The 13,429-nt window shown below is 53.1% G+C and carries 12 protein-coding genes and 1 other annotated feature; of the genes, 11 read left to right on the plus strand and 1 reads right to left on the minus strand.

From position 1 onward, the window contains the following. The 9 genes from dnaA (at position 1) to G8S19_RS00045 (ending at position 11,775) form a co-directional block, all read left to right on the plus strand. Positions 1–1,404 carry a chromosomal replication initiator protein DnaA gene (dnaA, locus tag G8S19_RS00005; RefSeq protein WP_101742128.1) on the plus strand — a complete coding sequence of 468 codons (1,404 nt, stop codon included), beginning with the start codon at positions 1–3 and terminating at the stop codon, positions 1,402–1,404. 4 nt (positions 1,405–1,408) lie between these two features. Beyond that, positions 1,409–2,509 (plus strand): DNA polymerase III subunit beta, encoded by a 1,101-nt coding sequence (dnaN, locus tag G8S19_RS00010; protein WP_005121477.1) that lies wholly within the window; start codon positions 1,409–1,411, stop codon positions 2,507–2,509. Then, positions 2,509–3,582 (plus strand): DNA replication/repair protein RecF, encoded by a 1,074-nt coding sequence (gene recF, locus G8S19_RS00015; RefSeq protein ID WP_048213772.1) that lies wholly within the window; start codon positions 2,509–2,511, stop codon positions 3,580–3,582. Before dnaN ends, recF begins: the two co-directional genes overlap by 1 nt. Before the next feature lie 28 nt (positions 3,583–3,610). Further along, the gene (gene gyrB, locus G8S19_RS00020; protein ID WP_048213771.1) at positions 3,611–6,025 is read left to right on the plus strand and encodes a DNA topoisomerase (ATP-hydrolyzing) subunit B; all 2,415 of its coding nucleotides are present in this window, start codon (positions 3,611–3,613) and stop codon (positions 6,023–6,025) included. 213 nt (positions 6,026–6,238) lie between these two features. Next, on the plus strand, positions 6,239–7,051 hold the full coding sequence (yidA, locus tag G8S19_RS00025) for a sugar-phosphatase (protein ID WP_048213770.1): 813 nt from the start codon (positions 6,239–6,241) through the stop codon (positions 7,049–7,051). A gap of 174 nt (positions 7,052–7,225) precedes the next feature. Beyond that, complete coding sequence (locus tag G8S19_RS00030) at positions 7,226–8,236, plus strand: hypothetical protein (RefSeq protein WP_124021884.1); 1,011 nt, start codon at positions 7,226–7,228, stop codon at positions 8,234–8,236. Positions 8,237–8,241: 5 nt separating this feature from the next. Further along, positions 8,242–9,363, plus strand: a complete 1,122-nt coding sequence (locus G8S19_RS00035) for a BamA/TamA family outer membrane protein (RefSeq protein ID WP_253686656.1) — start codon at positions 8,242–8,244, stop codon at positions 9,361–9,363. Next, entirely contained in the window at positions 9,360–10,484 is a 1,125-nt protein-coding gene (locus G8S19_RS00040) for a DUF4056 domain-containing protein (protein ID WP_371925568.1), read from the plus strand. Before G8S19_RS00035 ends, G8S19_RS00040 begins: the two co-directional genes overlap by 4 nt. Positions 10,485–10,548: 64 nt before the next feature. Beyond that, positions 10,549–11,775 carry a DUF3748 domain-containing protein gene (locus tag G8S19_RS00045; protein WP_199969542.1) on the plus strand — a complete coding sequence of 409 codons (1,227 nt, stop codon included), beginning with the start codon at positions 10,549–10,551 and terminating at the stop codon, positions 11,773–11,775. Position 11,776: 1 nt separating this feature from the next. Here the strand turns inward: G8S19_RS00045 and G8S19_RS00050 are convergent, their stop codons facing one another. Then, positions 11,777–12,109 (minus strand): YceK/YidQ family lipoprotein, encoded by a 333-nt coding sequence (locus G8S19_RS00050; RefSeq protein WP_162873168.1) that lies wholly within the window; start codon positions 12,107–12,109, stop codon positions 11,777–11,779. 239 nt (positions 12,110–12,348) lie between these two features. Next, positions 12,349–12,421 (plus strand) — a sequence feature (ROSE (Repression Of Heat Shock gene Expression) occurs in the 5'-region of heat shock genes and acts as an RNA thermometer to modulate expression.). Between G8S19_RS00050 and ibpA the strand changes: the two genes are divergently transcribed. Both ibpA and ibpB read left to right on the plus strand, forming a co-directional pair. Further along, positions 12,415–12,828 carry a small heat shock chaperone IbpA gene (ibpA, locus tag G8S19_RS00055; RefSeq protein ID WP_040231504.1) on the plus strand — a complete coding sequence of 138 codons (414 nt, stop codon included), beginning with the start codon at positions 12,415–12,417 and terminating at the stop codon, positions 12,826–12,828. Its footprint overlaps the feature before it by 7 nt. 94 nt (positions 12,829–12,922) lie before the next feature. Beyond that, positions 12,923–13,351 (plus strand): small heat shock chaperone IbpB, encoded by a 429-nt coding sequence (gene ibpB, locus G8S19_RS00060; RefSeq protein WP_005121488.1) that lies wholly within the window; start codon positions 12,923–12,925, stop codon positions 13,349–13,351. The last annotated feature ends 78 nt before the right edge of the window (positions 13,352–13,429 follow it).

Here is a 13,429-nt window from a genome sequence, read left to right on the forward strand (position 1 = left end):
GTGTCACTTTCGCTTTGGCAGCAGTGTCTTGCCCGATTGCAGGATGAGTTACCAGCCACAGAATTCAGTATGTGGATACGCCCATTGCAGGCGGAACTGAGCGATAACACGCTGGCTTTGTATGCGCCAAACCGTTTCGTGCTCGATTGGGTAAGGGATAAATACCTTAATAATATTAATGGATTACTCAATAATTTTTGCGGAGCGGATGCCCCACAGCTGCGTTTTGAGGTTGGCACTAAACCCGTTACGCAAACGCTGAAAACGCCGGTCAACAACGTTGTGGCGCCCGCCCAAGTGGCTCAGCAAGTGCAACCGCAACGTACCGTACCGGCAGCGCGCCCTGGCTGGGATAACGTCCCGGCTCCGGCTGAACCTACCTATCGCTCTAACGTCAACGTCAAACATACGTTTGATAACTTCGTTGAAGGTAAATCTAACCAACTGGCGCGCGCGGCGGCACGTCAGGTGGCGGACAATCCAGGCGGCGCCTACAATCCGTTATTCCTTTATGGCGGTACGGGTCTGGGTAAAACCCACCTGCTGCACGCTGTCGGTAACGGCATTATGGCGCGTAAGCCGAACGCAAAAGTGGTGTATATGCACTCCGAGCGTTTTGTGCAGGACATGGTTAAAGCCCTGCAAAACAATGCGATCGAAGAGTTTAAACGCTATTACCGTTCCGTTGATGCGCTGCTGATTGACGATATTCAATTCTTTGCTAATAAAGAACGTTCACAGGAAGAATTTTTCCACACCTTTAATGCCCTGCTGGAAGGTAATCAGCAGATCATCCTGACCTCGGATCGCTATCCGAAGGAGATCAACGGCGTTGAAGATCGTCTGAAATCTCGCTTCGGCTGGGGACTGACTGTCGCGATCGAGCCGCCTGAGCTGGAAACACGCGTCGCGATCCTGATGAAAAAGGCTGACGAAAACGACATTCGTCTGCCGGGTGAAGTGGCGTTCTTTATCGCCAAGCGTCTACGCTCTAACGTGCGTGAACTGGAAGGCGCACTGAACCGCGTGATCGCTAACGCCAATTTTACCGGCCGGGCAATTACTATCGATTTCGTGCGTGAAGCGCTGCGCGATTTGCTGGCTTTGCAGGAAAAGCTGGTCACCATCGACAATATTCAAAAGACGGTGGCAGAGTATTACAAAATCAAAATTGCGGATCTGCTTTCTAAGCGTCGATCTCGTTCGGTAGCACGTCCGCGTCAGATGGCGATGGCGCTGGCAAAAGAGCTCACTAACCACAGTCTGCCGGAAATTGGCGATGCGTTTGGTGGGCGCGATCATACTACCGTGCTTCATGCCTGCCGTAAGATTGAGCAGTTGCGTGAAGAAAGCCATGATATTAAAGAAGATTTCTCCAATTTAATCAGAACATTATCTTCGTGACGCTATGAAATTTACCGTTGAACGTGAACATTTATTAAAACCGCTTCAGCAGGTCAGCGGCCCGCTGGGTGGACGTCCTACACTGCCGATCCTCGGAAACTTGCTGCTGCAGGTTGCTGACGGTGCGCTTTCTCTGACCGGTACCGATCTCGAAATGGAGATGGTGGCGCGCGTGGCGCTGATCCAGCCGCATGAACCTGGTGCGACCACCGTTCCGGCGCGTAAATTCTTCGATATTTGCCGCGGGTTGCCGGAAGGCGCAGAAATTGCCGTTCAACTGGAAGGCGACCGTATGCTGGTGCGTTCTGGCCGCAGCCGTTTCTCGCTGTCCACGCTGCCTGCCGCCGACTTCCCGAATCTGGACGACTGGCAGAGCGAAGTCGAATTCACGCTACCGCAGGCGACGATGAAGCGTCTGATTGAAGCCACGCAGTTTTCAATGGCGCATCAGGACGTGCGTTACTATTTAAACGGCATGCTGTTTGAAACCGAAGGGGAAGAGCTGCGTACCGTGGCGACCGACGGTCACCGCCTGGCGGTCTGTTCAATGCCTGTCGGTCAGCCGTTGCCCAGCCATTCGGTGATCGTACCGCGTAAAGGCGTGATTGAACTGATGCGTATGCTCGACGGCGGCGATAACCCGCTGCGCGTGCAGATTGGCAGCAACAACATTCGTGCGCACGTGGGTGATTTCATCTTTACCTCCAAGCTGGTTGACGGTCGTTTCCCGGATTATCGCCGCGTACTGCCGAAGAATCCGGACAAACATCTGGAAGCAGGTTGCGATATCCTCAAACAGGCGTTTGCTCGTGCGGCGATCCTCTCTAACGAGAAATTCCGCGGCGTGCGTCTGTATGTCAGTGAAAACCAGCTGAAAATCACCGCTAATAACCCGGAGCAGGAAGAAGCCGAAGAAATTCTGGATGTCTCCTATCCTGGTACAGAACTGGAAATCGGCTTTAACGTTAGCTACGTACTGGACGTTCTGAACGCGCTGAAGTGCGAGAACGTGCGTATTCTGCTGACCGATTCCGTCTCCAGCGTACAAATTGAAGATGCAGCCAGCCAGAGCGCGGCTTACGTTGTTATGCCAATGAGACTGTAATGTCGCTGACCCGCCTGTTGATCCGCGATTTTCGTAATATCGAAAACGCGGATCTCGCTTTATCTCCCGGCTTTAACTTCCTGGTAGGCGCTAACGGCAGCGGCAAAACCAGCGTGCTGGAAGCTATCTATACGCTCGGCCACGGTCGGGCGTTTCGCAGTTTGCAAATTGGTCGCGTGATCCGCCACGAACAGGAATCGTTTGTTTTACACGGGCGTTTGCAGGGTGATGAGCGTGAGACGTCGATTGGTCTGACGAAAGACAAACTGGGCGACAGTAAAGTGCGCATTGACGGCACTGACGGGCACAAGGTCGCGGAACTGGCGCACCTGATGCCGATGCAGCTGATCACGCCCGAGGGGTTTACTTTACTCAATGGCGGCCCCAAATACAGAAGAGCATTCCTTGACTGGGGATGCTTTCACAATGAAGCCGGATTTTTCACCGCCTGGAGCAACCTGAAGCGCCTGCTCAAGCAGCGCAATGCGGCACTGCGCCAGGTAAGTCGTTATGAGCAACTCCGCCCGTGGGATAAAGAACTGATCCCGTTGGCGGAACAAATCAGCACCTGGCGCGCGGAGTACAGCGCCGGTATCGCGCAGGATATGGCGGATACCTGCCAGCAGTTTCTTCCCGAATTTTCTCTCTCCTTCTCTTTCCAGCGCGGCTGGGAGAAAGAGACAGATTACGCCGAAGTGCTGGAACGCAGTTTTGAACGCGATCGCATGTTGACCTACACCGCGCACGGCCCGCATAAGGCGGATTTCCGCATTCGCGCCGACGGTGCGCCGGTGGAAGATACGTTGTCGCGTGGGCAGCTCAAGCTGCTGATGTGCGCCTTACGTCTGGCGCAAGGGGAGTTTCTGACCCGTGAAAGCGGGCGGCGCTGCCTGTACCTGATAGATGATTTTGCCTCTGAACTGGATGACGCGCGTCGCGGACTGCTGGCCAGCCGCTTAAAAGCCACGCAATCTCAGGTCTTTGTCAGCGCAATCAGCGCTGAACACGTTATAGACATGTCCGATGAAAATTCGAAGATGTTTACCGTGGAAAAGGGTAAAATAACGGATTAACCCAAGATAAAATGAGCGAGAAACGTTGATGTCGAATTCTTATGACTCCTCCAGTATCAAAGTCCTGAAAGGACTGGATGCGGTGCGTAAGCGCCCGGGTATGTATATCGGCGACACGGATGACGGCACCGGTCTGCACCACATGGTATTCGAGGTGGTAGATAACGCTATCGACGAAGCGCTCGCGGGTCACTGTAAAGATATCGTGGTAACGATTCACGCTGACAACTCCGTGTCCGTTACCGATGATGGCCGTGGTATCCCAACCGGTATCCACCCAGAAGAGGGCGTTTCGGCAGCGGAAGTTATCATGACCGTTTTGCACGCAGGCGGTAAATTCGATGATAACTCCTATAAAGTTTCCGGTGGTCTGCACGGCGTAGGTGTTTCCGTCGTTAACGCCCTGTCACAGAAGCTGGAACTGGTGATTCGTCGTGAAGGCAAAGTGCATCAGCAAACTTACGTGCACGGTGTGCCGCAGGCGCCGCTGGCAGTAACTGGCGAAACAGAAATGACGGGGACTCAGGTCCGTTTCTGGCCAAGCCACGAAACCTTTACCAACGTCGTTGAGTTCGAATACGACATTCTGGCGAAGCGTCTGCGCGAGCTGTCATTCCTGAACTCCGGCGTGTCTATTCGTCTGCGCGATAAGCGCGATGGCAAAGAAGATCATTTCCACTACGAAGGCGGCATCAAGGCGTTTGTTGAATACCTCAACAAAAACAAAACGCCGATCCACCCGAATATCTTCTACTTCTCCACTGAAAAAGACGGTATCGGCGTTGAAGTTGCGCTGCAGTGGAACGATGGTTTCCAGGAAAACATCTACTGCTTCACCAACAACATTCCGCAGCGTGACGGCGGTACTCACCTTGCAGGCTTCCGTGCGGCGATGACCCGTACCCTGAACGCCTACATGGACAAAGAAGGCTACAGCAAAAAAGCGAAAGTCAGCGCCACCGGTGACGATGCCCGTGAAGGCCTGATTGCCGTTGTTTCCGTGAAGGTACCGGATCCGAAATTCTCTTCCCAGACCAAAGACAAGCTGGTCTCTTCTGAGGTGAAATCGGCGGTAGAACAGCAGATGAACGAACTGCTGAGCGAATACCTGCTGGAAAACCCGTCTGACGCGAAAATCGTCGTCGGCAAAATTATTGATGCGGCGCGTGCTCGTGAAGCCGCACGCCGCGCGCGTGAAATGACCCGCCGTAAAGGTGCGCTGGACTTAGCGGGTCTGCCGGGCAAACTGGCGGACTGTCAGGAACGCGACCCGGCTCACTCTGAACTGTACCTGGTGGAAGGGGACTCAGCGGGCGGCTCTGCGAAGCAGGGACGTAACCGTAAAAACCAGGCGATTCTGCCGCTGAAGGGTAAAATTCTTAACGTTGAGAAGGCGCGCTTCGACAAGATGCTCTCTTCTCAGGAAGTGGCGACGCTGATCACCGCACTGGGCTGTGGCATCGGTCGTGACGAGTACAACCCGGACAAACTGCGTTATCACAGCATCATCATCATGACCGATGCGGACGTCGATGGCTCGCACATCCGTACGCTGCTGTTGACCTTCTTCTATCGTCAGATGCCGGAAATCGTTGAGCGCGGCCACGTCTACATTGCGCAGCCGCCGCTGTACAAAGTGAAGAAAGGCAAGCAGGAACAGTACATCAAAGACGATGAAGCGATGGATCAGTACCAGATCTCTATCGCCCTTGATGGTGCTACGCTGCACACCAATGCCCACGCGCCGGCGCTGGCGGGTGATGCGCTGGAAAAACTGGTTTCTGAATACAACGCCACGCAGAAAATGATTGGCCGTATGGAACGCCGTTTCCCGAAAGCGCTGTTGAAAGAACTGGTTTATCAACCGACGCTGGCTGAAGCCGATCTCACTGATGAAGCGAAAGTCACTGCCTGGGTTTCCCAACTGGTTAACGTGCTGAATGAAAACGAAATGCACGGCAGCACCTGGAACAGCTTTGTGCGTAAAGACGCTGAACTGAACCTGTTCGAGCCGGTGATCCGCGTGCGTACCCACGGTGTTGATACCGACTATCCGCTGGATCACGAGTTTGTGACCGGCGGCGAATACCGTCGTATCTGCACGCTGGGTGAGAAACTACGTGGCCTGATCGAAGACGATGCGTTTATCGAACGTGGCGAGCGTCGTCAGCCGGTTGCCAGCTTCGAGCAGGCGCTGGACTGGCTGGTGAAAGAGTCCCGTCGTGGCCTCGCGATTCAGCGCTATAAAGGTCTGGGCGAGATGAACCCGGAACAGCTGTGGGAAACTACCATGGATCCGGAAAGCCGCCGTATGCTGCGGGTTACCGTGAAGGATGCGATTGCCGCTGACCAGTTGTTCACCACGCTGATGGGTGATGCTGTTGAACCGCGTCGTGCATTTATCGAAGAAAACGCCCTGAAAGCGGCGAATATCGATATCTAACATGTACCTCAGGCCTGCTCCTGTAGGCCTGATAAGCGAAGCGCCATCAGGCAGTTCGTCTGCGTTTGCCGGATGGCGGCTCAGGCCCTATCCGCCCTACCATCGATTGTCAAAAGGGGAATCCCGATTCCCCTTTCCATCCCCCTTTTCGTAGCTGTTTTTTGAGCGGAATCGCGTTAGCATGAGGATGGACTCATTTAATCCGGGGAACTCATGGCTATCAAACTTATTGCTATCGACATGGATGGCACACTTCTGCTGCCCGATCACACCATTTCACCAGCGGTCAAAACGGCGATTGCCGCGGCACGCGCGCGAGGTGTGAATGTGGTGCTGACCACGGGGCGCCCGTATGCTGGCGTCCACAGCTATCTGAAAGAACTGCATATGGAACAACCCGGTGACTACTGTATTACCTACAACGGTGCGCTGGTGCAGAAAGCCGGAGATGGAAGCACCGTCGCGCAAACCGCGCTGAGCTATGATGATTACCGCTTCCTGGAACAACTCTCCAGGACGGTCGGCTCGCATTTCCACGCACTCGATCGCAATACTCTGTATACCGCCAACCGTGATATCAGTTACTACACGGTGCATGAGTCTTTTGTCGCGACCATCCCGCTGGTGTTCTGTGAAGCAGAGAAAATGGACCCGGCGACCCAGTTCCTGAAAGTGATGATGATTGATGAACCAGAAATCCTCGATCAAGCCATCTCACGTATTCCAGCAGAGGTAAAAGAGAAGTACACCGTACTGAAAAGTGCGCCGTATTTCCTCGAAATTCTGGATAAACGCGTTAATAAAGGCACTGGCGTGAAATCGCTGGCCGATGCGTTAGGAATTAAAGCCGAAGAGGTGATGGCGATTGGCGATCAGGAAAATGATATCGCGATGATCGAATACGCAGGCGTAGGCGTTGCAATGGATAATGCTATTTCGTCGGTGAAAGAAGTGGCTAACTTCGTGACGAAATCCAATCTTGAAGACGGCGTAGCCTGGGCGATTGAGAAATACGTTCTCTCCTGATACACGTATGCCTGGCTTCGGCCAGGCATAAAACATTAAGAATGTTATAAAAATCATGTTTGTATTATCAGATGTGAAATCGCACATTAATCCCCCCACTTAGCACGTAACTTCTATACTCTCCCCCCCCTTCTTTTATATTCGGGCGATTCCTGCCTGCAACTATGTTTCCTTATGACTAACACACGCATCCGCCTGGTGTTGATGACGTCTTCCTGTTTGGCTTTTCAGGCCTGGGCTGCGACGGATTCTGGCTCAACATTGACACCGCTGTATGACTATCAGGACGATGGTCAGGCTACTTCTTTGCCGACAAAACCCGCGGCTAAACCAACCACAAGCCACTCTGTTTTGCCGTTTTTAGGTGAGGAGGCACATAAACGTGGCTACGACCTGCCTGAGCCGTTTGGCGTGAATATTAACTACATGAATATCAGGCAAAACATTAATGTAGACAGCATCAATTTCAACGGTCTTTCCCTGCGCGGTCACTCGTTGGATAACGCGTTTAAAATCAACGTCGGCAACACCCGGGAGAGAAGTAAAACCGAAACCTTAAAACTGGATGCCTGGCTGCTGCCCTTTATGAACGTCTATGGTCTGATTGGCTATACCGACGGACACTCTGTTTCGCAGATAGGTGTAGGAATCAAAGGACCACGTAAATACCGTACACCAGCCAATTTGCAGAATCTGGCATTTCAGCTCGACTTTAAAGGCACAACCTACGGTGTAGGAACGACTCTGGTTGGTGGAGTGGGCAACTGGTTTACGGCTTTTGATGCCAACTATACGCAAACACAGTTCGATATCCTTGATGGCAGTATTAATGCCTTTACCATCTCTCCGCGTGTAGGTTATCGCTTTACCACTCCCGGCATGGAGACCCTGCACATGCCATCCGGTAAGTTAAATCTGTGGGTGGGCAGCATGTATCAGGATGTGCAGCAAGAATTTAGCGGCAGCCTGAACGATCTCACGATGCCTTCTGCGGCGCTGCAAAAAATGGTGGATATTGCGAACAAGGATAGCAATGGTCGCTTCGATGTTAAACAACACCTGCAATCCCCCTGGAACGTGCTGGTAGGCGCGCAATATGAGTTGACCCGCAACGTTAATATCACCACCGAAATTGGCTTCGCCGACCGTAATAGCTTCTTTGCTGCGGGAGAGTATCGTTTTTGACGCGCATCGGCCTGCTTCTGTTTTTCTGCCTGTTTGCCGGATACGTTCAGTCGGCGCTGCCGACCCGCAATGAGATTGACGGCTGGCTGAATAAACTGGGCGCCAGCGATAACTTTAACGCCACTAAAGGTATCGACTGGGGAGTGATGCCTGGGCCGTTTTATACCCCAGAACTGGGGCTGGGGATCGGGACGGCGGTGGTGGGGATGTATCGACCCGATCCGAACGATACGGTGAGTCAAAACTCGACGCTGACGTTGAGCGGCTACTTTAGCTCAACGGGGGCCTTTGGCATCACGATGCAAAATTATGCTTTTTTCGCCGACGATCGCTGGCGTTTCTTTCTTAATGGCGCATTAACAGATACCCCAACCTACTACTGGGGGCAGGGTTTTAGCGCCGGAGATAAAGATAGCCAAAAACAGCAATATACCGCTCAGGTCCTGGATTTGCGTCCAACGCTATACCGGCGGTTAGCGCCTAACATCTATCTGGGGGTCGGCTGGTCGCTGAATACCCAGCATGCTGCCCAAATGGACGACAACGATCCGCCGAAAATTGAAACTACGCCGCAGGGGGCATCGGTTCTCAGTTCCGGGAGTAGCGTGGAACTGAGCTGGGACGATCGTGATTTCGTACCCAATCCGCGTAAAGGGCAGTATGCCGATGTGCGCTACACCCGCTTTACTCCTGAGGTGGGGAGCGATACCCGGTTTGATGAATACCAGTTGCATTACAGCCGTTACCACTCGCTGGACGATAAAAACGTGCTGGCATGGGAGGCAGATGGCACGTTTACCCAGGGAGCAGTGCCGTGGAGCACGATGCCGCTGCTCGGTAGCAATCAACGCATGCGCGGTTATTACGAAGGGCGCTATCGGGACAAGAATGTCGTCAGCGGGCAACTTGAGTATCGCCGCAAGCTCGATTGGCGGCACGGCGTGGTCGGTTGGCTGGGTGCAGGGACTATGGGGCCATCATTTAGTGCGCTGGACGACGGACGACTCCTGCCCTCGGCAGGAGTCGGTTATCGCTTTGAATTCAAGCCGCGCGTCAATGTACGCCTGGATTACGGCATCGGCAAAGGCAGCAGCGGTTTCTATTTTCAGGTCGGAGAGGCATTTTGAGCAGGTTGCTGAAAACTATGTCGTTACTGGCATCACTTCTCGCAGGCAGCGCTGGGGCGGCACTACCAGTGGCATTAGATCTGTCTCCGCAGGTAACAACGAGAGCGACCACCGCGTGGCCTGCTATGCCGCCACAGCCACTGCCTAAAGGGTTACGTCCTTGCTGTGCATTTGGCTACAACTTGCATGCGGAATTGCTGGGCATGCCGGTACCGTTTTATCAGCTGGATAACGTGGTCCCGGCGAGCCACCTTGGATTGCATCAGTACAACGATAGCATGCTGGCCGGGCTGGAAAACCTGACCGGCTTAAGCCGTGAAAATAACGGCATTCTCTACACCACGCACGGTGGCTTTATTGATACCGCCCACGTGCGTGATACCGCTGATATGACGGTCTATATCTTTAGTCAGATCCTGCCGAAACTGGGACAGGCTTTTACGCTCGATCTGGATAGCGAACTGGCCCAGCGTCGGTTAGTGTTTAATGCCTTTACACTACCAACCGATCCTGTCGCGCGTTACACGCTGGCAGCCTGGCTGGCCGCTCATCTGGCGTTTCAGGTCGCGGAGTGGCATGAAATTGCGCAATGGTACGGTTTTGAGTCTGTTCCCGGATTTTCTGAAGGTGTTTCTGCATTTTCGCCAGAGGATCTTTACTCCAATCTGCTTGGTGCCCGCCTGGCGGTGTCGCTGATTCTGGAGGGGCAAACAGTTTCTCAGGGGGTTTACGAGGTGGCGATGGGGACGGCACTTCGCCAGGCACTTGTCCATCTTGGCGCTCTGTCGCCGGAACTCACCCGTTTCCATTTCGATATGCTGGACGGCCGCTGGTGGAACAGTCGGCGTCGGGTGCCGGAAAAGTATCTGGTGCTGCGGCGTAACTATCAGATGGGGGATAATCGTTTGCCGACACGCGTGCCTGGCGAGCGGGCTGTTCTGCAGCGACTGGCGCTGCCGCACCACTGGCAGGGCGTTGATCTCAATGCTGTCGGAGAGTTGCAACTGTGGCCGGGTACAGCAATGGAGCAGTTACCGCCACCCATTCGTTACTATACGTTCGAGGACTTCCCCGCTTTGGCTGTGAACGCTCAGCAAGCTGATGCGCTTGCGGCCCGCTAAAGGCTTATGGGATACGCGCTGTGCGTGGTAAAAAGGAGCGGTATTTTTCGTCCGGGACACCACCATGAAACAAATCACCTTTGCAGCGCGTAATCATCAGCTTACCAATATCAACACCTGGACACCGGACAGCCAGTGGCTGGTCTTTGATGTGCGTCCTTCCGGTGCATCGTTTACCGGAGAGACGATTGAACGCGTCAATATTCACACCGGTGAGGTGGCGGTGATTTACCGTGCTACGCAAGGCGCACACGTCGGCGTGGTGACCGTTCATCCAAAAGCTGAAAAATATGTGTTCATTCATGGACCAGAAAACCCTGATGAAACATGGTATTACGATTTTCATCATCGCCGTGGAGTGATTGCTACGCAGGCAGATGTGGGGAATCTGGATGCGATGGATATTACTGCGCCGTATACCCCAGGCGCGCTGCGCGGAGGTAGTCATGTGCATGTTTTTAGCCCAAACGGCGAGTTTGTCAGTTTCACCTATAACGATCACGTGCTACATGAGCGCTCACCGGCGCTGGATTTACGTAATGTCGGCGTTGCTGCGCCGTATGGGCCGGTGAATGTATCTGCGCAGCATCCCCGTGAATACAGCGGGAACTCTTGGTGCGTGCTGGTGAGCCAGACGACACCAACGCCAAAACCGGGGAGCGATGAGATTAACCGCGCTTATGAAGAAGGCTGGGTGGGGGATCATACGCTGGCCTTTATCGGCGACACGTTGTCTGTCAGTGGCGAAAAAGTACCGGAACTGTTTATCGTTGATTTGCCACGCCATGAAAGTGGCTGGAAACAGCCTGGCGAGGCACCTCTGGAAGGAACGGAAGCAACAATGCCTGCGCCACCAGCCGGCATCGTTCAGCGCCGTCTGACGTTTACTCATGATCACGCCTTCCCGGGGCTGGTGAATCAACCGCGGCATTGGGTGCGCAGTAATCCAACGGCAGCCGAAATTGCGTTTCTGATGCGTGATGACAACGGTATCGTGCAGTTATGGTTGATTTCCCCACAGGGAGGAGAACCGCGTCAGCTTACCCGCTGTGACACGGATATTCAGTCAGCATTCAACTGGCATCCGTCGGGAAAATGGTTGGGATTTGTACTGCAGAACAGAATCGCTTGTTGTGATGCGCAGACGGGAGAGATTGAATTTTTAACGACCAGCCATGGCAACCCACCTTCAGCAGATGCGATCGTCTTCTCTCCTGATGGCCGACAGGTTGCATGGATGGAAGACGTCGACGGTTTCCGCCAGCTATGGGTGACAGAAACCAGACGTTAACTTAAGGCGCAGGCATTTGAGCTGGGGGGATAACGGCGTTGGTGGCTTGCGTTCTCTCCTCGCTCTTTTCTACGCGAGATCGAACCGAGTTATCTTTGCGAAAGAGATCCCACGGAAGCAGTACCGTATCCAGAACCGCGGTAAAAGGCATATCCAGAATCGCCAGCGACTTTGTTCCCCAGTTTGTATCACTTTCGCTAATCATTGTGGCGCTGGCGCGCGTGCCAGGATATATCCCTTCTTTCCCTCCGGTATGTGACATCACGCTGGAACAGCCGCTGATAAAAACCATCCCGCTGCACATCATCAGTGTTAACACTATTTTTTTTATCATCATTATTTCATCTGCTAATCATCGTGTTTGCAGGGTGAGTTAAAGCGATCCGTTGCGAAAATAACATCACCATCTTGTCGCACTGTGGCGGCAATCGCGATTTAACGATAACGACTGCTCCCCCCAGTGTATGCAATAGACAACAAACTGCAAAAAAAGTCAGAGGAGTACGCTTGAAAAGTTTGTATTAAGACCCATTTTTAGGGTGTAGACAAATGAAGGGCATGCCTGATGGGTGTCCTGGCTACCTGACCTGTCCAAGATGGAAGGTCCAACATTCTCGCTGATTTCAGGAGCTATTGATTATGCGTAACTTTGATTTATCCCCGCTATACCGTTCTGCTATTGGATTTGATCGTCTGTTTAACCTGCTGGAAAACAACCAGGGCCAAAGCAATGGTGGCTACCCTCCGTACAATGTTGAGCTGGTAGACGAAAACCACTACCGCATTGCGATTGCCGTTGCGGGCTTTGCTGAAAGCGAGCTGGAAATTACCGCCCAGGATAATTTGCTGGTGGTGAAAGGCGCGCATGCGGACGAGCAAAAAGAACGTACTTACCTGTACCAGGGTATTGCCGAACGCAACTTCGAACGCAAGTTCCAGTTAGCGGAGAACATCCACGTTCGCGGCGCAAACCTGGTAAACGGTCTGCTGTATATCGAGCTTGAGCGCGTGATTCCTGAAGCGAACAAACCGCGCCGCATCGAAATCAACTAATTTATCTGTCGGGCCGCTTGCGCGGCTCTGCTAAGCACAGGCTTGCCGTCAGGGAGCCGAAAGGTACTTACTCGCTTCTTAGAAGGAGAATATTATGCGTAACTACGATTTATCCCCACTGCTGCGTCAATGGATCGGTTTTGACAAACTGGCCAATGCATTACAAAACGCTGGTGAAAGCCAAAGCTTCCCACCCTATAACATCGAAAAGAGCGATGATAACCACTACCGCATTACCCTTGCGTTAGCCGGTTTCCGTCAGGAAGATTTGGATATTCAACTGGAAGGCACGCGTCTGACCGTAAAAGGTACGCCGCAGCAGCCGGAAAAAGAGACCAAATGGTTGCATCAGGGGCTGGTCACTCAATCATTCAGTCTGAGCTTTACGTTGGCTGAAAATATGGAAGTCTCCGGCGCAAGCTTCACCAATGGCTTACTGCATATTGATTTGACCCGTAATGAACCTGAAACCATTGCTCCACAACGTATCGCCATCAGCGAACGTCCCGCATTAAATAGCTAAATAGCTCCAGGCCTTTGCCCCGCCAGAAATGACGGGGCTTTTTTGTGCTTTACCCCCCATACATTGCGCTTGTACTCT

The organism is Citrobacter sp. SX206 (assembly GCF_024181025.1).
Classification (GTDB): domain Bacteria; phylum Pseudomonadota; class Gammaproteobacteria; order Enterobacterales; family Enterobacteriaceae; genus Citrobacter; species Citrobacter youngae.

Coding starts and splice junctions, on each gene's coding strand:
- dnaN (WP_005121477.1), top strand. CDS start 1,409: ATGAAATTTACCGTTGAACGTGAACATTTATTAAAACCGCTTCAGCAG.
- recF (WP_048213772.1), top strand. CDS start 2,509: ATGTCGCTGACCCGCCTGTTGATCCGCGATTTTCGTAATATCGAAAAC.
- gyrB (WP_048213771.1), top strand. CDS start 3,611: ATGTCGAATTCTTATGACTCCTCCAGTATCAAAGTCCTGAAAGGACTG.
- yidA (WP_048213770.1), top strand. CDS start 6,239: ATGGCTATCAAACTTATTGCTATCGACATGGATGGCACACTTCTGCTG.
- G8S19_RS00030 (WP_124021884.1), top strand. CDS start 7,226: ATGACTAACACACGCATCCGCCTGGTGTTGATGACGTCTTCCTGTTTG.
- G8S19_RS00045 (WP_199969542.1), top strand. CDS start 10,549: ATGAAACAAATCACCTTTGCAGCGCGTAATCATCAGCTTACCAATATC.
- G8S19_RS00050 (WP_162873168.1), bottom strand. CDS start 12,109: ATGATAAAAAAAATAGTGTTAACACTGATGATGTGCAGCGGGATGGTT.
- ibpA (WP_040231504.1), top strand. CDS start 12,415: ATGCGTAACTTTGATTTATCCCCGCTATACCGTTCTGCTATTGGATTT.
- ibpB (WP_005121488.1), top strand. CDS start 12,923: ATGCGTAACTACGATTTATCCCCACTGCTGCGTCAATGGATCGGTTTT.